Source organism: Polaromonas naphthalenivorans CJ2 (assembly GCF_000015505.1).
Taxonomy (GTDB): Bacteria; Pseudomonadota; Gammaproteobacteria; order Burkholderiales; family Burkholderiaceae_C; genus Polaromonas; species Polaromonas naphthalenivorans.
This window is the reverse complement of record NC_008781.1, coordinates 447,770-466,214: the sequence shown is the minus strand read 5'-3', so window position 1 is coordinate 466,214 and position 18,445 is coordinate 447,770. Positions and strand designations below refer to the sequence as shown.

Sequence of the window (18,445 nt, the reverse complement as noted above, 5' to 3'; positions counted from 1 at the left end):
AATATATGACGTTTCAGGCCTTTTGCGCATATGGTATGGGCGCAAGCAGCTATTATTTTTATAGCATCAGCGGCTGGCGGCTTCAGACTGGGCCGCGCGCGCCAGGACGAAGTCGGCAAATGCCGCCAGATCCTGGTGCACCAGCGTTCCATCGGGCAAGCCTTCGGGCGGCGCCATGCCCCGGTATTTTTGCGATTTGCCGGTCAGCACCAGGTGCGGCTCGCACCCGGCGGCCGCGCCCGCGACGACATCGCGCAGCGAGTCGCCTACCATGGGAACACCCTTGAGCGGCACGCCAAAACGCGTGCCGATCTGCTCAAGCAGCCCGGGCTTGGGCTTGCGGCAGTGGCAGTGTTCATCGGCGGTGTGCGGGCAGTAAAACACCGCGTCGATCCGTCCGCCCTGCAGCGCCAGCAGCTTGTTCATCTTGGCATGCATGGCATTGAGCGAGACCACGTCGAACAGACCGCGCCCCAGTCCCGACTGGTTGGAGGCAATCACCACATGCCAGCCGGCATGGTTGAGCCGCGCAATCGCTTCGAGCGCACCGGGCAGCGGCAGCCACTCCTCGGGCGTCTTGACGAAGTCGTCGCTGTCGCTGTTGATCGTGCCGTCGCGGTCGAGGATGACTAGTTTCATGGTGAGGCCCATCAATGGGAATCGGTGGCTGGCGACGCCTGCCAGCCGGTGACGAACAGGCCGCTGAAACGGCCGGGGGCGAGTTGCAGCGCCAAGGTGTCGCCGGGCTTGAGGGGCGCAGCCCTGGCATCGTCGATCAGCAGGCGCTGCGGAATTTCAAGGCCTGCGACCTGCAGCACCAACTCAGTGCCACCCAGGCTGCGCAGGCTGGGCGGCTTGAACTGGCTGGTGACCACGCGGGCGCTCACGGGCGTCACGGGTGCGGTGGCCGATGCGTTCATGCCCTGCAAGAAAAGCCCCTGCCGGTTCAGGTGCCGCTCCAGCATCGCGCCGCTGCCGGCCAGCCAGAGCAGCAGCCATGCGCCGCCGATCACCGGCATGACACGGCGCCAGCCCAGTCGGCGAATCACCAGCCCCACGGCGACCAGCACGGCCAGCACCACCGCCACCGGCCAGAGCAGGTCGAGGATGCCGGTCGTGGTCGAAACCGGCGCCAGCGAAAGGGCCGGCGTCGCGTTCTGGCGGTCGTCGGCCAGTTGCAGCAGCCAGCGCACCGCGACCATGAAGGCGGGCGGGCCGAACAGCAGCCAGGCGGTGCGCTGCGAGGTCCAGCCGGAAGGCGCCGCCGCTGCAGGGGAAAGTCCGGTGTCCGGGCGCGTCATGGATTCAGCTGTATGCAGAGCCAGTTCAAGCCACCAGGCGCGACAGGTCAGCCACCCGGTTCATGGCGTTGTGCAGGCTTTTGAGCAGGCCCTGGCGGTTCAGGCGCAGGTCGAGTTCCTCGGCGTTGACCATCACGCCGTCGAAGAAGGCATCGACAGGCGCGCGCAAGGCGGCCAGCGTTTGCAGCGAGGCGGTGTAGTCACCAGTGTCGAACTGCGCATTGGCCGTGGGCACCACGTCCCGCATCGCGGCATACAGGGCGATTTCGGCCGCTTCCCTGAGCAGCAGTTCGCTGACATGCGGGTCCACTTCCAGCGCTTCCTTCTTGAGGATGTTGCCGATGCGCTTGTTGGCGGCGGCCAGGGCCGGGGCTTCGGGCAGCGCGGCGAAGGCGCGAACGGCGGCCAGGCGCTTGGGCACGTCGCCGAGGCGCTGCGGTTTTTGGGAGACGACTGAATCGACTTCCTGGGCGCTGTAGCCTTGTTCGCGCAGGGAGCCAGATAGGCGGTCGTAGATGAAGTCGAGCAACGCTGGCGTTGCATCGGTGATCTTGTCGCCGAACACCGGAGCCGCGCCGCCCACCAGAGCACCCAAATCGAGCGGCAAGTCTTTTTCAACCAGCATCCGAATCACGCCCAGCGCATGGCGGCGCAGCGCGAACGGGTCTTTGTCACCCGTGGGCAGGTTGCCAATGCCGAACATGCCGACCAGCGTTTCGAGCTTGTCAGCCAGCGCAACGACCACGCCGACCGGGTTGCGCGGCAACTCGTCGCCGGCAAAGCGCGGCTTGTAGTGATCTTCAATTGCAGCGGCTATTTCCGCACTATGGCCGTCGTGTAACGCGTAATAGCGCCCCATTGTTCCTTGTAGTTCGGGGAACTCGCCCACCATGTCAGTAAGTAAATCCGCCTTTGCCAACCAAGCGGCCTTCCCAGCTTTCCCGGCTAGCGCGTCACCCTCAAGTAACTGAGCGATCTTTACTGCGATTTCAGCGACACGCTCCGTCCTTTCACCCTGCGTGCCCAGCTTGTTGTGATAAACAACTTTGCCCAGGCCTTCAACGCGCGAAGCCAGCGTCCTCTTCCGATCCTGGTCAAAGAAAAACTTCGCATCGGCCAGGCGCGGGCGCACCACGCGTTCGTTGCCGCCGATGACAAAGCTGGCGTCTTCGGGGCTGATGTTGCTGACGACGAGGAACTTGTTCGTCAGCTTGCCTGCGGCGTCGAGCAGCGGAAAGTATTTCTGGTTGGCCTTCATCGTCAGGATCAGGCATTCCTGCGGCACATCGAGGAACTCTTTTTCAAACTCGCAGACCAGCACATTGGGCCGCTCGACCAGCGCGGTCACTTCGTCGAGCAGGGCGTCGTCTTCAATCGGCTGGACGCCGCCGCCCAGTTCGGCGGCCGCCTCGGCCAGCTGGCGCGCGATCTCGGCCTTGCGCTGGGCAAAGCTGGCGATCACCGCGCCGTCGATTTCCAGGGTAACGGCGTAGCTGTCGGCGTCCGCCAGCACCACCGGGTCAACGGCGGCTTCAAAGCGGTGGCCGCGCGTGCTGTTGCCGGCCTTCAGGCCCAGCACCTTGACGGGCACCACGGTGCTGCCGTGCAGCGCGACCAGGCCGTGCGCCGGGCGCACGAAATTCACGCTGGTCCAGCCGGGCAGCTCGCAGTCGGTTTCCAGCTGGTAGCTCATGACCTTCGGAATCGGCAGCTTGGCAATCGCTTCCTCCAGCGCTTTCTGCAGGCCGGTATCCAGCGTGGCGCCGGTCACCAGGCTGTTGTAGAACAGCGCTTCGGCCTTGCCATCGGGCGCGCGCTTCAACGCGGCGACAGCGGCCACCGGATCGGACAGGTCGGCGCCCAGCGCCTGCAGCCTTTTCAGCAGCGCCGGCGTGGCGTGGCCGGCGCTATCGAGCCCGACCGACACCGGCATGAGCTTTTGCTGCACGGCCTTGTCGTCGGCCTTGAGCCAGACATGGCTGATGTGCGCGGCCAGGCGGCGAGGCGAGGCATAGGCCGTCACCACCGATTCAGCCGTGGCCAGGCCCAGCGCCTTGAGCTGCTCGGCCAGCACGCCGGCGAAGGCATCGCCGAGCTTTTTCAGCGCCTTGGGCGGCAGCTCTTCCACGAACAGTTCGACCAGAAGGTTTTTGGTGGTCATGGTTCAGGCGCCCTTCTTCGTCGTCGTCTTGCTTGTTTTTGTCATTTGTTCCACCCATTCGCGCGGCGCGAGCGGGAAACCCAGGCGCTCGCGGCTCTCGTAATAGCTTTGCGCAACGGCACGCGCCAGGTTGCGGATGCGGCCGATGTAGGCGGCGCGCTCGGTCACGCTGATGGCGCCACGGGCATCGAGCAGGTTGAAGCTGTGCCCCGCCTTGAGCACCTGCTCGTAGGCCGGCAAGGCCAGTTGCTGCTCGACCAGGTGCTTGGCCTGCTTTTCATGCGCGCTGAAGGCGGTGAACAGGAAGTCGGTATCGGAATGCTCGAAGTTGTAGGTCGATTGCTCGACCTCGTTCTGCTTGTACACGTCGCCATAGGTCAAACCGTCGGTCCAGGTCAGGTTATAGACGTTGTCCACGCCCTGCAAATACATCGCCAGGCGCTCCAGGCCGTAGGTGATTTCGCCGGTGGCCGGCTTGCAGTCGATGCCGCCGACCTGCTGGAAGTAGGTGAACTGCGTCACTTCCATGCCGTTGAGCCAGACTTCCCAGCCCAGGCCCCAGGCGCCCAGCGTCGGGTTTTCCCAGTCGTCCTCGACGAAACGGATGTCGTTTTTCTTCAAATCGAAGCCCAGCGCTTCGAGGCTGCCGAGGTACAGCTCCAGGATGTTGGCGGGCGCCGGCTTGAGCACCACCTGGTACTGGTAGTAGTGCTGCAGGCGGTTGGGGTTTTCGCCATAGCGGCCGTCTTTCGGGCGGCGGCTTGGCTGCACATAGGCCGCTTTCCACGGCTCGGGGCCAAGCGCTCTTAAAAACGTAGCAGTATGTGAAGTACCGGCGCCGACTTCCATGTCATAGGGCTGCAAAAGCGCGCAGCCCTGGTCGGCCCAGTAGGACTGCAGTTTCAGGATGATTTGCTGGAAAGTGAGCATAAAAAAGGGCCGTGGCAAAAAACGTATAGCCGCCTATTATCGTCACCGCCCAATGAAGAAAGCCCCCGGTACAGGCCATGCCGGGGGCTTTTACACGTTACGGGCGCTTGAAGGCCTGCGGCGGCCTTCTAGCTGCGCACATCAATACTGCCAGAAAATCCGCTGCAGCTCCTTGCTGTCGGTGGTTTTGGTCAATGCCACGGCGGCCAGGATGCGGGCTTTTTGCGGGTTCAGGTCATGCGCGACCACCCAGTCGTACTTGTCGTCGGGCTGCTCGGCGTTGCGCAGCACAAAGCCGGCGGGCACGCGGGACGAGCGGATCACCTGCACGCCCTGGGCGCGGATGGCTTGCAGCGACGGTACCAGGGCGGCGGCCACCGAGCCGTTGCCGGTGCCGGCATGGATCAGCGCCTTGACGCCGGATTTGCCCACGGCGTCCACGGCGGTGGTGGACACATTGCCGTAGCTGTACACGATCTCGACCGGCGCCAGCGTTTCGAAATCGTCGATATTGAACTCGGACTGGGCGGTGTGGAGCTTGACCGGCGCGCGGAACCAGTAGTTTTTGCCTTCGACCACCATGCCCAGCGGACCCCACTGGCTTTTGAAGGCTTCGGTCTTGATGTTGATCAGCTTGGCCACGTCGCGGCCGCTGTTGATCTCGTCGTTCATCGTGACCAGAACGCCCTTGCCCGCTGCGTCCTTGCTGGCGGCCACGCTCACCGCGTCGAACAGGTTCAGCGCGCCATCGGCGGACAGCGCCGTGCCGGGACGCATCGAGCCGACCACCACGATGGGCTTGCTGGTGCGGACCACGAGGTTCAGGAAGTAGGCGGTTTCTTCGAGCGTGTCGGTGCCGTGGGTCACCACGATGCCGTCCACATCGGCCTGCTTGACGAGGGCCGAGACGCGCTTGCCGAGCTTCATCAGGGTTTCGTTGTTGAAGCTTTCGGAGGCGATCTGCGCCACCTGCTCGCCGCGCACATTGGCCACGTTGCCCAGTTCGGGCAAGCCCGCCAGCAGCTTGTCCACCGGCACCTTGGCCGCCGCGTAGGTCGCGCTGTTCAGGGCCGAAGCGCCAGCGCCGGCAATCGTGCCGCCGGTGGCCAGGATCACCACATTGGGCTTGGCGGCCTGCGCCATGGCCAGGGAAGCCATGGCGGCCAGTCCCAGGCCGGTCACGAGTTTTGCGATTTTCAGTTGCAGTTGCGTTTGCATGAGGTATTTCTCAAAGGTTGATAGGGATTTCAGGATTGCCAGACGAGCTGATGCAAGGCCCATGCCATCAAGACCTTACGCGGTCTTGACACCAGGCACCCAGGCTGGCCCATCGTAATGAGGCCGGCGGCGCATGGCGATGCATAATGCGGCGCCGGGTGTGAGTAAAACTCATACCCCTCAGTCCTGCCTACCCCCTGGACGGCCGCCATGAACCTCAGGCAACTCGAAGTCTTTCAGGCCGTCATGCAAACCGGCAACATGAGCGCGGCCGCGCGGCTGATCTGCATCACGCCCTCGGCGGTCAGCAAAACCATCGGGCACACCGAGCTGCAACTGGGCTACAAGCTGTTCGTCAGGGCCAAGGGCACGCTGGCGCCCACGCCCGAGGCGCGCGTGCTGTTCGAAGAGTCCACCCTGATCCACCGCAAGCTCGATGAACTCAAGCGCATGGCCATCAACCTGCGCCAGGTCGATGGCGGACAGGTGCGGCTGGCGGCCCTTCCGTCGATCAGCCACGAGTTCTTGCCGCTGGTGCTGGAGCAGCATTTGACGCGCTATCCGCGCGTCAATGTGGAGGTGCGCACGCTGCACCAGGACCAGATGGTCGAGGCGCTGCTGACCCGGCGCGTGGACTTTGCGCTGGGTTTTTACACGCATCCGCACCCGCTGCTGACCAATACCGTGCTGGTGAGCGGGCTGCTGCACCTGGTCGTCAAGGCCGACATCTGGGAGCGCGCGGTGCGGGCGCGGCGCCAGAACCCGATGTCTTTCCTGACCAGCATGCCGCTGGTCCGGCTGGTGGGCGAAGACCCGATGTGCCAGTCGATTGACGCGCTGGCCCGCCACTTGGGGCACACGGCAACGACAGGCCTGCAGGTGCATACCTCGCGGCTGGCGCTGGAACTGGTCAGGCGGGGCATGGGCTGGACGGTGGTGGACTTCCTGACCGCCCGCAATCTCGATGCGTCGCTCACGGCCGTGCCGCTGCATGACTTTGCGTCGATTTCGCTGCAGATGTATGTGGCCACCAGCACGCCGCCCAGCCAGGATGCCCTGCGCATGGTCGGCATGCTGCCCGGCCTGCTGCACCAGATGATGGAAAGCAGCCCGCCGCCCCGCCGGGAATGAACTCAGCGGCGCCGGCCCAGGAAGGCCAGCCCGGTCACCGCCAGGCTAAGTCCCCACAGCGGCCAGAGCCCGAAACGCCCGGCCCACCAGGCGTAGGGCGTGATGCCGCTGCGGCCCTGCACTTCGCCGGTCAGCACGCCCCGGGTGTGGCGCGGCAGCGAATGCGTGACCTCGCCCCGGTAATTGATGATGACGGTGGCGCCGGTGTTGGTGGCGCGAATCATCGGCCGGCCAAACTCCAGCGAGCGCATGCGCGAGATCTGCAAATGCTGGTCAATCGCCACCGTGTTGCCGAACCAGCCGATATTGCTGATGTTGACAAACATCGTCGGCGCCTGAGCCGCATCGACAAAACGCGCGCCCAGTTCCTCGCCGAACAAATCCTCGTAGCAGATGTTGGGCGCCAGCCGCTGGCCCTGCCAGCCAAACGAGGGCTGGCCCACCGCGCCACGGTTGAAGTCGCCCAGCGGGATGTTCATCAGCTTGATGAACCAGTGGAAACCGGGCGGAATCACCTCGCCAAAAGGCACCAGGTGGTGCTTGTCGTAGCGGTAAGGTTCAGGCTGCGCCAGCGACGCGGGCTGGCCGGGTGGCACAGGCTTCAGGCCAATCACTGAATTCGAATAGCCGGTGTCGTAGTCTCCCAGCGGCAGGCCGATCAGCGCGGCCTGGTCGCCGGTGGTAAAGCGCGCCTGCAGCGCCTGCCAGTAGCCGTCGGGCAATTGCTGCGGCAGCAGCGGCAGCGCGGTTTCAGGCGCCACCACCAGCGCGCCTTTGGCACCGTGCAACTGCTCGCCGTACCAGCGCAGCGCGGTGACAACGCCGGTGCCGCCCACGAATTTCTCGTCCTGGGGAATATTGCCCTGCAGCAGCGTGACCGACATCGGCTTGGCCAGTTGCGGATCAGGCTCGACATCGCCGACGTTATAAACCGGCAGCCAGGCGACGGTGACGCTCAGGGCCACACCCGCCAGCGCGGCCCGCCAGCGCGTTTTGGGCGCGAGCAAACAAAACGCCAGCCAGGCAGCGACCAGCGCGGCGATGAAGGTCAATCCATGCACGCCGGCCCAGGCGGCCAGCGGCCTGGCCCAGCCATCCACATGGGCATAACCGCCCTCGCCCCACGGAAAGCCTGTGAAAAATTTGACCCGCGCCAGTTCGGCCAGCAGCCATGCCGCTGCAAAAAACAGAGCACGCCATGCAGCCTGGACGGGCGCAAAGGCCACAAATAACCCACAAGCGGCAGCGTAGTACAGGCCCAGGAATGCGGCCAGCAGCACGATGGACAGCACCGCCAGCGGCGCAGCCAGTCCGCCATACACATGCAGTGAAATGAACAGCCACCAGAAGGTGGCGCACTGCATGGCGACGGCAAACAGGCCGCCCAGCCAGGCGCCGCGCCGCCAGGAGCGCGCGCCATCGAGCTGCCCGGCCAGCAAGGCCAGCGCCAGCAACTGCAGCCAGCCCACCGGCTGGCCCTGGACCAGCCCCAGCACGGAGCCCAAGGGAAAGGGCCACGCCATGCTTGCTGCATGCGTACAACCAGCTACCAAAACAATAGCAAACTGGAGCCATGCCAGCCGGTTGCGCGGCGGCTGGGTGGGGCGTTTCAAGCCTGCTGATCCGAAGCGGACGGGCGATGAAGACCTCATGCGCCCGATGGCCCGGGCTGGCGGCAAATCACCCGCTTCACAGGGCGTCGGACGTTTGAATGACAGCCGCAGGCGACACCTTGAACCAGCGCACGGCGCCGCCCTTGGTGTGCAGCACGGTGAACTGCAGGCCGGCCAGCGCGTAATGCTCGCCGCGCTTGGGGACGTGGCCCATTTCATGCGCGACCAGGCCGCCAATGGTTTCGAAGTCGGTGTCCGGGAGCAACACCTCGAACGACTCGTTGACCCGCTCGACCGAGGTGTCGCCGCTCACGCGGTAGGTATGGTCGGTCAGGGCAAAAATATCGCCCGCGTCTTCGGCAATGTCGAATTCGTCCTCGATCTCGCCGACGATCTGCTCCAGCACGTCCTCAATCGTGATCAGGCCGGCGACGCGGCCGAACTCGTCAATGACCACGGCCAGGTGGTTGTGGTTGACCCGGAATTCGCGCAGCAGCTCGTTCAGTCCCTTGCTTTCTGGAACGAACACCGCCGGACGCAGCAGCGCCCGGATGTTGAGTTCGGGCGCACGCTGGAGTTTGAGCAAGTCCTTGGCCATCAGGATGCCGATGATGTTTTCCTTTTCATCCTCGAACACCGGAAAGCGCGAATGGGCGGTGTCGATGATCAGGTGCAGCAGCTCATCGAAGGGCGCATTGATGTTGACCAGGTCCATGCGCGGCGCGGCCACCATGACATCGCCAGCCGTCATGTCGGCCATGCGGATCACGCCTTCGAGCATTTCGCGGCTTTGCTGGCCGATGACTTCGTTGTCCTGGGCTTCCACCAGGGTTTCGATCAATTCGTCCTTGGAGTCCGGACCGGGGTGGAGCATTTCAGCGAGCTTTTGCAAAAAGCCGCGCTTGTCTTCCGGCTTGGAAGACCGACTGGGAGGAACATCGGACACGTGAGGGCGGTCGGTAGTGGATAAGCGGTCTAGGATAGCCGAAATTTTTGACAGCGTGCCAACTTGGGTAACCTGGCGCCACGAAGAACATTCGGCAAAACGTAGAGCGCGGCCACCAGCGGCCGCAGCGCCGGGCCGCCCCAAGCAAGGCCAAGCCCCCTCGGGGGCAGCGCATTACACGCAGTGAAAAGCGTGGGGGCTACTTCTTCATGCGGTCGCGGCTGTCGCGCACGCCGCGCCTGACTTCCTGCAGCAGCGCCAGAAAACGCCAGAACTGCCGGGCCTGCACCTTGAGCCGGTAGTCGGTCTGCGCGATCTGCTCATCGAACATTTCGCTCATGCGCGAATCCAGGTTCGCCGGCTGCAGCTTGAGGTAGGCTTCGGTTTCGGAGCCGTCGCGCTCCACCGTGGCGCCAGCCTTGCAGGCGATGCTCAACATGGCGGTGTTTTCGCTCAGCGCATGGATGAACATCATCTCGATGCCCTCATTGCGCGAATGCATCACGGCCCGGTCAAACAGGCGGGCGCCATAACCCCGGCCGCGCGCATGCGCCAGCACCGAAACGCCAAACTCGGCACAGCTCTTGAGTTCGGGATCGGTGGTAAAGGCCAGGTGCGCCATGGCAATCAGCTCAAGCCTGCGGTTGTAAATCCCAAAAATTTCGTCACGCTCAAAATTGAGCCCATCCACGTAACGCCGGATCTGCTCGTCATTGGCCGAGTAGCCAAAGCGCAGGTAACGGTCCTGCGGGCTGAGCGCCAGCAAATGCGCGGCGATGCGCCCACGGTGGCTGGGGCCGATGGAGCGGATCGGCACCATGACCGACGGGGCGCCAGGACGAGATGCGCCGTCCTGCACGGGCGGGCGGAAAAACGCCTTGCTCGCCTGGAAGGAGGCCTTTAAAAGTGTGCCGGGATGAACCATGCTCCAAATATAAGGGTTTCCCCTAGATAGATTGCTTTGTCGCGGAAAACTCCTACAACGGCAAAACAGCCAAAAAAAGCATGAAAAATGCCTATTGCGCATGACCCATCTGCACAATACGCTATATAAAAAATAGCAAACCGATCCACCACACGGTCAAAAAATGTTGCAGTGCAGCAACGTCATTTTCAGCGTGATGCGCTTGATGCCAGCCACGAAACAAGCCTTCCTTTTCCCCCGCTCAAGCGCCCGGCGTCCGGCTAGGCCGCCTGCGCCGCCGTCCAGCCCTTGAGCGCCTGGCAGGTCTGGTCGGCAAACGCCACCAGCGCCGCAACCTGCAGCGCCGCGTCCGCAGGCCATTGGCCCTGCAGGCACGACTGCTCCAGGGCAGCGCAGGCACCGCTCAAGGCTTGCGCGCCCACATTGGACGCCGCGCCCTTGAGCGCATGGGCAGCGCGAGACAAGGCGGCGCTGTCGCAGGCCGACAAGGCGCCCCGGATGTCGTCGATGCGCTGGGGCATCTCGGTGATGAAGAGCAGCACCACCTCGCGCGTCATGCTGAGTTCGTCGTCGTCAAACTCCCGAAACTGCTCCAGCCGGTTCCAGTCGATCAGCACCTGCTCCGGTTTAATGCCCGATTGAGCATCTTGCGCATCAGGCACGGCGTCTGCAGCTATTATTTTCGTAGCATTTTCGGGCTCGGCCTGCCGGGCATAACGCGCCAGCGACTCGGACAATTCGTCAATCCGCAGCGGCTTGGGCAAAAAGCCCACCATGCCGGCCTGCAGGCAGCGCTGGCGGTCTTCTTCCAGCACCGAGGCGGTCAGCGCGATGATAGGCGGCGCCTGCGTGCCGTGGGTACTGATGATCAGGCGCGAGACGACAAAGCCGTCCATCACCGGCATGTTGGCATCCATCAGGATGGCGGCGTACTGGCGCGGCGTCTCGCCAAGGCCGGTGCGCAGCGAGGCGGCAACCCGGTCCACGGCTTCGCTGCCGTTGACCGCCGTGGCGGCCTCGTAGCCCAGCTTGGCGAGCATGGCCAGCGCGACCTTGAGGTTGATGGCGTTGTCGTCGGCCACCAGGATGAACTGGTTGCGGGCTGCGGCCGGCTCCGACCTGGCTACTTTTTGTACCTCTACCGGGGCAGACGTGACGCGCGCAAGGGACTCAAACAGCTGTGACTGGCGGTATGGCTTGAGCAGCCGGGCATCGAACACCCGCGCCTGCTCGCCGCTGGGCATGGTGCCCGAGGTCAGCAGCACGATGGGCGTGGCGGGCGTGCGCTCGCGCAGCAGCCGGGCAAAGCTCAAGCCGTCCATCTCGGGCATGTGCATGTCGCTGATCACCACATCGACCGGATTTCCGGCCAGCCAGGCCAGGGCCTCGGCGGCGCGCTCGAACAGCACAGGCTGCATGCCCCAGCGCCTGAGCTGCTTGTCCAGGATGCGCAGGTTGAGCTGTGTGTCGTCCAGCACCGCCACCCGCTTGCCGGCCAGGCTGACCAGGTGCAGCGCCGACAGCATGGCGACTTCGGGCGCATCCGCATGCCCCAGCCGGGCGGTGAACCAGAAGGTCGAGCCGTCGCCGGGCGCCGACTCCAGCCCGATCTGGCCGCCCATCAGCCTGACCAGCCGCTGGCAGATCGCCAGGCCCAGCCCGGTGCCGCCGTATTTGCGGGTGGTGCTGGCATCGACCTGGACAAAGGACTGGAACAGCGCGGCCTGGCGGTCCGGCTCAATGCCGATGCCGCTGTCCTTGATGCGGAACTCGACCAGCCCGCCCCGGCCCGGGCTGAAGTCTTCGAGCACATGGGCCGAGACCACCACCTGGCCTTTTTCGGTGAACTTGACGGCGTTGTTGACCAGGTTGAGCAGTATCTGGCGCAGGCGGGTCACGTCGCCGCGCACCCAGCCGGGCAGCTCGTCGCCCAGGTCCACCAGCAGCTCCAGGCCTTTTTCGCGGGCGCGCGGCGCGCCGATGTCGCAGGCCTCCTCAATCGTTGCGAGCAGGTTCAGCGGCTCGTTTTCCAGCTCCAGCTTGCCGGACTCGATCTTGGAAAAATCCAGGATGTCGTTGATGACGCCCAGCAACTGGTCGCTGGAAATGCGCATGGTGTGGACATAGTCGCGCTGTTCCAGGTCCAGCGGCGTGTCGGCCAGCAGGGTGGTCATGCCGACCACGCCGTTAAGCGGGGTGCGGATTTCATGGCTCATGGCGGCCAGGAATGCCGCCTTGGCGCGCGCCGCGCCCAGGGCTTCGTCACGCGAAGCGTTCAGCTCGGCGGTGCGGCTGGCCACCCGGTCTTCCAGCGTTTCGTTGGCCTCGTGCAGGGCCAGGGTCTGCGCCTGGATGGCAGCGCGGTGGCGCTGCAGTTCCCCGGCGCTGTCGTGCAGGGTCTGGGACAGCTGGCGCACTTCGGCGATGCGGCTGGCCGGCTGCACCGGTGGCACTTCGCCCAGTGCCAGCAGCGCGGCAGCTTCGCCCAGGCGCCTGAAGTGGCGGCTCAGCCGCCAGGCCAGCGCGATGGCCAGCAAGGCGCCGAGCAGCAGGATCAGGGCCGTCACCGCCAGCGTTTTTTTCAGCGCCGCCTGGGCCACGGCGGTGAAGTCGCTCTCGGGCGCGGCCACCACCAGGCTCCAGCGCACGCCCATGCTTTCACCAAAGGGCTGCAGGGCCACCATCAGCGTGTCGTCCGCCATGGAAATGCGGCGCAGGAACGACACGCGCTGCACGCTGGACTCCAGCGTCTGCCCCAGGCTGGGCGCGGCTTCGCCGTAGGCCTGGCGAATGATGGGGTTGCGGCTTTGCAGCGGCTTGTGGCGCTGCAAATTACCGGCACCGCCGGAAAACAGTTCATCGCCGGTCGAGCTGGCGACCATGAAACCCTGCTCATCGACCAGAAAAACCGCGCCACGGGCGCTGATTCGCATGCTCTGCAGCATCTGGTTCAGGCTTTTCAGGGGCAGGTCAACGGCAAACACGCCCAGGGCGCCGCCGTCAGCGCCATAGACGGGCTGCGCCAGCGTGAGGCGCAGTTGCCGGTCGGCGGCCAGGACCGATATCGGCGTGAAAGCCCGGCCCTTGTTGTCCATCGCGGCCCTGTACCAGGGCCGGCTGCGCGGGTCATAGCCGCCCTTTTCCGCCGGCAGGCCATGGCGGCGGTCGCCCGGAGATTCGGCCATGAAAAGGCCCCGGCCGTCGCCGCCCTCCTTGCGCTCGCTCACGCGCACCCGGGTGCTGGCGTCCTGAGCAAAGGTTTCAACGCTCAGGAACTCTCCGCGCGCGCTTCCCACATACATTCGGGGAACATCGGGCGTCATGCGCGTCATGGCAAAAGCGGTTTGCTCGAACAGTGCGGGCGACTCGATCAACTGGCGCGCGCGCCGCACGGCGGACACATCGGGCTGCTCGTGAATCAGGCCATTCAGCACGACATGGGCTTGCGCCAGATGGCCTTGCACATCGGTTTTGATGCGCTGCGTCATGTCTTCGATGATTTTCCCGGACAGCAGCTCCACGCTTTGCAGGTTGCTGCGGTACAAAAACCAGCCCACCACCCCGGCGGGAAGCAGGGAAAACAGCAGCAGGCTGGTGATCAGGACCGTGCGCAGCGAAAAGGTCATGGCCAGCGGCCTGGCGCCTGAACTCATGCCAGGCCCAGGATTTCCAGCACATCCATGGGCTGGCTGCGCCCCGGCACCTGGACCAGCGCGCGCTGGCCGGTGCGAACCGCCCCGGTCACCAGGCGCACGGCCTGCACGCTGGCTGCCACCGTCCAGCTCAGGCGCGGCTCGCCCTGGAACAGCTTGAGCGCTGCCGCCACGGTGTCGCCCACCGGCGTGGTCTGGCCGGTGCGGCTGATCAGGCCGTCCAGGCTGGCAAAGGCCACCGGGCCGCTGTGCAGCGCCACGCCCAGCGAAAAATTCGGCAGGCCCCGGCCAGCCAGGTTTTTCTGCACATGGGCATCGATGCGCCGTGTCGCGCTGACCAGGCCGAGCGCGGCGCGTGCCGCGCGCAGGCCATGGTTCACGGACTTGGTGTCAGCGGCATCGACGAAAACGCACAGCATGCCGTCGCCGACAAACTGCATGTAATGCGCGCCAAACAGATAGACGGTGTCGCCCACGCTGCTGTAGAGCTGCTGGATGATTTCGCTGAGTTCGGTGCTGCTCAGCGCCTGCGTCCACACGCCATAGTCGCGCATGTCGGCATACAGCACCGTGGCGCTGGCAAAGCGTTCATTGCCCTGCGCCGTGCTGCTGTCGGGCCACTGCTCGCTGAGCGCCTGGACCATGCGGGTTTCATACAGCGCGCCGATCTTGTGGCGCTGCTCGTCGAGCGCCAGCTGCACGGCCTTGTCAACCACCTGGGTGCGCATGGCATGCGCCCGGTCGCGCTTGTTGAGTTGCGCGCTGACGGCTTCGCGCAGCTCCTGGGGTGCGAACGGCTTGGTCAGGTAGTCGTCGGCGCCGGTGGTCATGCCCAGGCGCATGTAGCTGCGGTCCTGCAGCGAGGTCAGCAAAATCACGGCCGTGGCCGCCAGCGCGGCATCACTGCGCACCTGGTCGAGCACTTCAAAGCCGTCCATCAGCGGCATCTGCACATCGCTGACCACCAGGTCAGGCTTGTGCTCGCGAATCAGGTCCAGCCCTTTGGCGCCGTCTTCCGCGGACATGACCTTGTGGCCTTCTTTTTTCAATACCTGGCTGACCAGCAGGCGGGTGCCCGCATCATCATCAATCACCACGATCAAAGCCATAACAACACTCGCTATTTCTAATAGTTAACCGTCTGGGTAGCGGTCGGAAACATTCATTTCAACCGTCAGCCCCGGACTGTCAGAAAAAAATCCGACGCATGCGCCCCTCCTGATATGGGAAACTGCTTCTTTTGCCGGTTTTCAGCAAATTGGCAGCTTGAGCAACTCCAGCATGACAATGATGATTGTCACAAAAAAATACCTTTTTGCGGGTTGTTGCAGATTTATGAGTTAGCCACGGACTCAATGAGCGCTTTGCCGGACAGCACTGACGCGTCAACCGCACACATCGACACACGCAGGCCATTCAAGCCGGGCGCTCGTCCAGCAAGGCCAGCGTTGCCTGCATGACCCGTGGCACAAACGCCAGCTGCACATGCGCCGCGCCGCGAACCAGCCGGTTGCGGGCGCCCGGCAGCGTCGCGGTCGATGCCGGGAACACGATGTTGTCGCAATTCGAATACCAGCAGGTAAACAGCGCATGGCGGCCGGCAGGCATGCCATGGTCCAGCTGCGCCTGCCAGTCCGACAGCAGGCGCATCTGACGGCCATTGTGGCCCTGGCCAAAACGCGCCAGCCAGGTGCCCCGGTGCGGCGTGCCAATCGTCACCACATGGTGCACGCGCGCCTCGGCCTGCATCAGCTTGAGCCAGGCCCGGACCGCCAGGCCGCCCATGCTGTGGCAGACCAGCAGCGGCGGCTGTCCGGTGGCCTCGGTCACGCGCCGGACCGCGTCGTCAATCTGCGGCGCATAGTCGTCAATCGAGCCCAGCAGCGGCTCCAGGTTGACGGCCACGAAGGCCCGGCCACTGCCCTGCAGGCGCTTGAGCCAGGGCGTCCACAGGCCCCGGTTGCAAAAGAACCCATGCACGAACACCACACCCCGGCGGCCCCGCACCCGCGCTGGCGGTCCGAGCTGGTCCGGCACGGCATTCGGGCGGAAGGGCTGGCGCCAGCAGAAAACCCGGGGCGCGGTCACGCTTTCGCCCAGCCAGGCGGCCAGCAGTTCGCGCCAGCTGGGCTGGGGCACCGGATCGCCCTTGTTCACCTGCTTGACCAGTATGAATTCGATAGCAAGAAACACAGAGTAGGCAAGCGCAATCGCCATGAAACCCGCAAAACCCAGAACCGGCGAGCCACGGCCGAAGTACAGCAGCCAGCCAACCGCCGCAGCGATGATCGACAGGGTGATGAGCCGTTGCAGCGATGCCAGCATACAAATCAGCGGGCGGCCCTGCCCGTTCAGGCCAGCGCCACATCCCGGCCGGTCAGCGTTTTGGCCAGTCCCTGCGCCAGGCGGTTGACCATGCCATACACCGACAGCTGCGGATTGGCGCCTATGCTGGTCGGGAACAGCGAGCCGTCGTGAATCGAGAGATTGTCCAGTTGCCAATGCAGGCCGTCAGGCCGCGTCACGCCCTGCGCTTCGGTGGCGGCCAGACCGCAGCCGCCCATCACATGCGCGCTGACGATTTTCACCAGGCGCGGCTTCATCGGCAGCGCCATGACGGCAGCCCGTGCCTGCACCCAGGAGCTGTAGGGCGCGGCCATTTCGTGCAGCGGCAGCACCTGCTGCGCCCCGGCCGCGAACTGGATCTGCATCATCGACAGCAGCGCCCGGCGGCCGCCGTCCATGACGTAGTCGCTCAGCGGGTAATCGAGCACGGCCGAGCCGTCACCGCGCAGCCTGACCTTGCCACCGGGCGCTTCATCGTGAAAGCCGTCGCGCAGCAGCGCCAGCAAGGTGTGGTTGTGCGCAAAAGCCTTCAGCAGCGCATGCTGCCCTTCGCCAAAGCCCGGCACGGTGGACGCAAAAATCAGCGGATGCAGCGGCGGCGCCTCCAGCTTGTAGCCCATGGGGCCGTCCATCGGCTGGGTTTGCAGAAAATGGTCGCTGTAGATCGACTGCGGCGCGCCGCTCCAGGCCGCGACTTGTTGCGCAAAGATGCCGGAAGACATGAGCACCGGGTGCAAAAAGGTCCGCACTCCCAGCCGGCCATGCGGGTCGGGCGCGCCAGAGCGCAGCAGCACGGCGGGCGAGTTGATGGCGCCGCCGGCCAGCACATAATGTTTTGCTATTATTTTAATAGCTGTTTGCGCCCGTCCATATTGCGCAAAAGCCCCATTTGGCTCTACATTTCGGCACACCAGCGCCGTCACCCTGCCGTTGGCCAGTTCGAAGCGCTCGGCCCGGGTTTCGGTCAGCAGTTGCGCGCCCAGGTCCAGCGCGGCCGGAATCGTCGTGACCAGCATCGACTGCTTGGCGTTGGTCGGGCAGCCCAGTCCGCACGAGCCCAGATTCCAGCAGCCCTTGACGTTGCGCGCGATGGACGCGGCGGGAATCCCGAGCTTGACGGCGCCACGGCGCAGCAGTTCATTGTTTTCGTTGGGCGCCACCGGCCACGGCGCAATGTTCAGCCGCCGCTCGGCCTGGGCGAAATAAGGCGCCAGCGCCTCGGCGGTGTAGCTGCCCAGTCCAAACTGGTCCTGCCAAAACTGGAGCGTGGCCGGCGGCGTTCGAAAGGAGCTGGTCCAGTTCACCGTCGTCGAGCCCCCGACGCAGCGGCCCTGCAGGATGTTGATCGCCTTGTCTTCGGTCTTGCGCGCCGCGCTTTCCTGGTACAGCGAAGGATAGGCTTCGGACTCCTTCTGGTTGAAGTCGCTGCTGCTCTTGAGCGGGCCCTCTTCAATCACCACCACCTGCAGCCCGGCCTTGGCCAGCAGTTCGGCCGTGATGCCCGCGCCCGCGCCACTGCCGATGATGGCGACATCGCAGACGATTTTTTCTGGAATCGGCCCCAGGGCGCCGCCCGAGACTTTCCAGCCGCGCTGCAGGCCGTCCTTGATTGGGTCGTTCAATCGGCTCATGGGGCTTTCCGGCTCAGAGGTCCAGCGGGCCGGGATAGCCCAGCAGGGGCCAGGTGGCGGGATCGGCAAAATACGCCCCGGTCGCAATGTCGTGCAAGGCCGCATACGCCTGCTGGCGCAGAGCCAGCGCGGACAGCCGCATGCCCTGGAGCGCCTGCTGCAGATCGGCCACCGGCGCCTGCGCCCAGGGCTGGCCCAGGCCTGCCAGCGCATGCCGCCCCGGCGCGCTGGCCAGCACCGACAGCAGTTGCGACAGCTCGGCCTGCGCGTGCGGCGCCAGCGCCTGTACCAGCGCATCGACCCGGTCGAGCAGGCCAGCGAGCGCCCTCTGGCGCGCACCCGCCTCCTGCGGCAGGCTCTTGTCCAGCACCGCCCGGCCCACGGCCGAAAACACGTCGCGCCCCGCAGCGGACAAGCGCCCGCCAGCGTCCAGGCCCGGCTGCAGCAGCCCGCTGGCAGCGCCGCCGGCAAGCGCCAGCACGCCAGCCGATGCCAGGCTCAGGGCGAGCAATGTTCGTCGTTGCATGGCGCGAAGTTTCGCATGGGCGCGGCGGTTTCGATAGAGAACCATCCCTAGCGGCGCTGGCTAC

Annotated in this window: 14 protein-coding genes; 1 reads left to right on the top strand and 13 read right to left on the bottom strand. The window is 64.9% G+C overall.

Annotation, left to right across the window (positions count from 1 at the left end; translation table 11 throughout):
• Positions 1-66 precede the first annotated feature (66 nt).
• The 5 genes from gmhB to PNAP_RS02190 form a co-directional block, all read right to left on the bottom strand.
• On the bottom strand, positions 67-639 hold the full coding sequence (gene gmhB, locus PNAP_RS02210) for a D-glycero-beta-D-manno-heptose 1,7-bisphosphate 7-phosphatase (RefSeq protein ID WP_198140667.1): 573 nt from the start codon (positions 637-639) through the stop codon (positions 67-69).
• An 11-nt stretch (positions 640-650) separates the two neighbouring features.
• Positions 651-1,301, bottom strand: coding sequence for a hypothetical protein (locus tag PNAP_RS02205; protein ID WP_011799867.1), 651 nt, complete (start codon positions 1,299-1,301; stop codon positions 651-653).
• Between the two features lie 25 nt (positions 1,302-1,326).
• Positions 1,327-3,462, bottom strand: a complete 2,136-nt coding sequence (glyS, locus tag PNAP_RS02200; protein ID WP_011799866.1) for a glycine--tRNA ligase subunit beta — start codon at positions 3,460-3,462, stop codon at positions 1,327-1,329.
• Between the two features lie 3 nt (positions 3,463-3,465).
• Positions 3,466-4,392 carry a glycine--tRNA ligase subunit alpha gene (glyQ, locus tag PNAP_RS02195; RefSeq protein WP_011799865.1) on the bottom strand — a complete coding sequence of 309 codons (927 nt, stop codon included), beginning with the start codon at positions 4,390-4,392 and terminating at the stop codon, positions 3,466-3,468.
• 141 nt (positions 4,393-4,533) lie between these two features.
• Positions 4,534-5,550 (bottom strand): asparaginase, encoded by a 1,017-nt coding sequence (locus PNAP_RS02190; RefSeq protein ID WP_232290784.1) that lies wholly within the window; start codon positions 5,548-5,550, stop codon positions 4,534-4,536.
• 270 nt (positions 5,551-5,820) lie between these two features.
• On the opposite strand from PNAP_RS02190, the gene PNAP_RS02185 reads away from it, so the two are divergent.
• Complete coding sequence (locus tag PNAP_RS02185) at positions 5,821-6,741, top strand: LysR family transcriptional regulator (RefSeq protein ID WP_011799863.1); 921 nt, start codon at positions 5,821-5,823, stop codon at positions 6,739-6,741.
• A gap of 2 nt (positions 6,742-6,743) precedes the next feature.
• Here the strand turns inward: PNAP_RS02185 and lnt are convergent, their stop codons facing one another.
• The 8 genes from lnt to PNAP_RS02145 all read right to left on the bottom strand — a co-directional run bounded on the left by lnt (position 6,744) and on the right by PNAP_RS02145 (position 18,381).
• Positions 6,744-8,393: an apolipoprotein N-acyltransferase gene (lnt, locus tag PNAP_RS02180; protein ID WP_049763628.1), complete on the bottom strand. Its 1,650-nt coding sequence runs from the start codon at positions 8,391-8,393 to the stop codon at positions 6,744-6,746.
• 37 nt (positions 8,394-8,430) lie between these two features.
• The gene (locus tag PNAP_RS02175; RefSeq protein ID WP_011799861.1) at positions 8,431-9,300 is read right to left on the bottom strand and encodes an HlyC/CorC family transporter; all 870 of its coding nucleotides are present in this window, start codon (positions 9,298-9,300) and stop codon (positions 8,431-8,433) included.
• A gap of 199 nt (positions 9,301-9,499) precedes the next feature.
• The gene (locus PNAP_RS02170; protein WP_041376464.1) at positions 9,500-10,225 is read right to left on the bottom strand and encodes a GNAT family N-acetyltransferase; all 726 of its coding nucleotides are present in this window, start codon (positions 10,223-10,225) and stop codon (positions 9,500-9,502) included.
• A 260-nt stretch (positions 10,226-10,485) separates the two neighbouring features.
• On the bottom strand, positions 10,486-13,878 hold the full coding sequence (locus PNAP_RS02165) for a response regulator (protein ID WP_011799859.1): 3,393 nt from the start codon (positions 13,876-13,878) through the stop codon (positions 10,486-10,488).
• Positions 13,875-14,987, bottom strand: a complete 1,113-nt coding sequence (locus PNAP_RS02160; RefSeq protein WP_011799858.1) for a response regulator — start codon at positions 14,985-14,987, stop codon at positions 13,875-13,877. Before PNAP_RS02160 ends, PNAP_RS02165 begins: the two co-directional genes overlap by 4 nt.
• Positions 14,988-15,294: 307 nt before the next feature.
• Positions 15,295-16,203, bottom strand: a complete 909-nt coding sequence (locus PNAP_RS02155) for an esterase/lipase family protein (protein WP_011799857.1) — start codon at positions 16,201-16,203, stop codon at positions 15,295-15,297.
• A gap of 26 nt (positions 16,204-16,229) precedes the next feature.
• Positions 16,230-17,855, bottom strand: coding sequence for a GMC family oxidoreductase (locus PNAP_RS02150; protein ID WP_011799856.1), 1,626 nt, complete (start codon positions 17,853-17,855; stop codon positions 16,230-16,232).
• A gap of 13 nt (positions 17,856-17,868) precedes the next feature.
• Entirely contained in the window at positions 17,869-18,381 is a 513-nt protein-coding gene (locus PNAP_RS02145; protein ID WP_041376463.1) for a hypothetical protein, read from the bottom strand.
• Between the last annotated feature and the right edge of the window lie 64 nt (positions 18,382-18,445).

Coding starts and splice junctions, on each gene's coding strand:
- gmhB (WP_198140667.1), bottom strand. CDS start 639: ATGAAACTAGTCATCCTCGACCGCGACGGCACGATCAACAGCGACAGC.
- PNAP_RS02205 (WP_011799867.1), bottom strand. CDS start 1,301: ATGACGCGCCCGGACACCGGACTTTCCCCTGCAGCGGCGGCGCCTTCC.
- glyS (WP_011799866.1), bottom strand. CDS start 3,462: ATGACCACCAAAAACCTTCTGGTCGAACTGTTCGTGGAAGAGCTGCCG.
- glyQ (WP_011799865.1), bottom strand. CDS start 4,392: ATGCTCACTTTCCAGCAAATCATCCTGAAACTGCAGTCCTACTGGGCC.
- PNAP_RS02190 (WP_232290784.1), bottom strand. CDS start 5,550: ATGGCTTCCCTGGCCATGGCGCAGGCCGCCAAGCCCAATGTGGTGATC.
- PNAP_RS02185 (WP_011799863.1), top strand. CDS start 5,821: ATGAACCTCAGGCAACTCGAAGTCTTTCAGGCCGTCATGCAAACCGGC.
- lnt (WP_049763628.1), bottom strand. CDS start 8,393: ATGAGGTCTTCATCGCCCGTCCGCTTCGGATCAGCAGGCTTGAAACGC.
- PNAP_RS02170 (WP_041376464.1), bottom strand. CDS start 10,225: ATGGTTCATCCCGGCACACTTTTAAAGGCCTCCTTCCAGGCGAGCAAG.
- PNAP_RS02165 (WP_011799859.1), bottom strand. CDS start 13,878: ATGAGTTCAGGCGCCAGGCCGCTGGCCATGACCTTTTCGCTGCGCACG.
- PNAP_RS02160 (WP_011799858.1), bottom strand. CDS start 14,987: ATGGCTTTGATCGTGGTGATTGATGATGATGCGGGCACCCGCCTGCTG.
- PNAP_RS02155 (WP_011799857.1), bottom strand. CDS start 16,203: ATGCTGGCATCGCTGCAACGGCTCATCACCCTGTCGATCATCGCTGCG.
- PNAP_RS02150 (WP_011799856.1), bottom strand. CDS start 17,855: ATGAGCCGATTGAACGACCCAATCAAGGACGGCCTGCAGCGCGGCTGG.
- PNAP_RS02145 (WP_041376463.1), bottom strand. CDS start 18,381: ATGCAACGACGAACATTGCTCGCCCTGAGCCTGGCATCGGCTGGCGTG.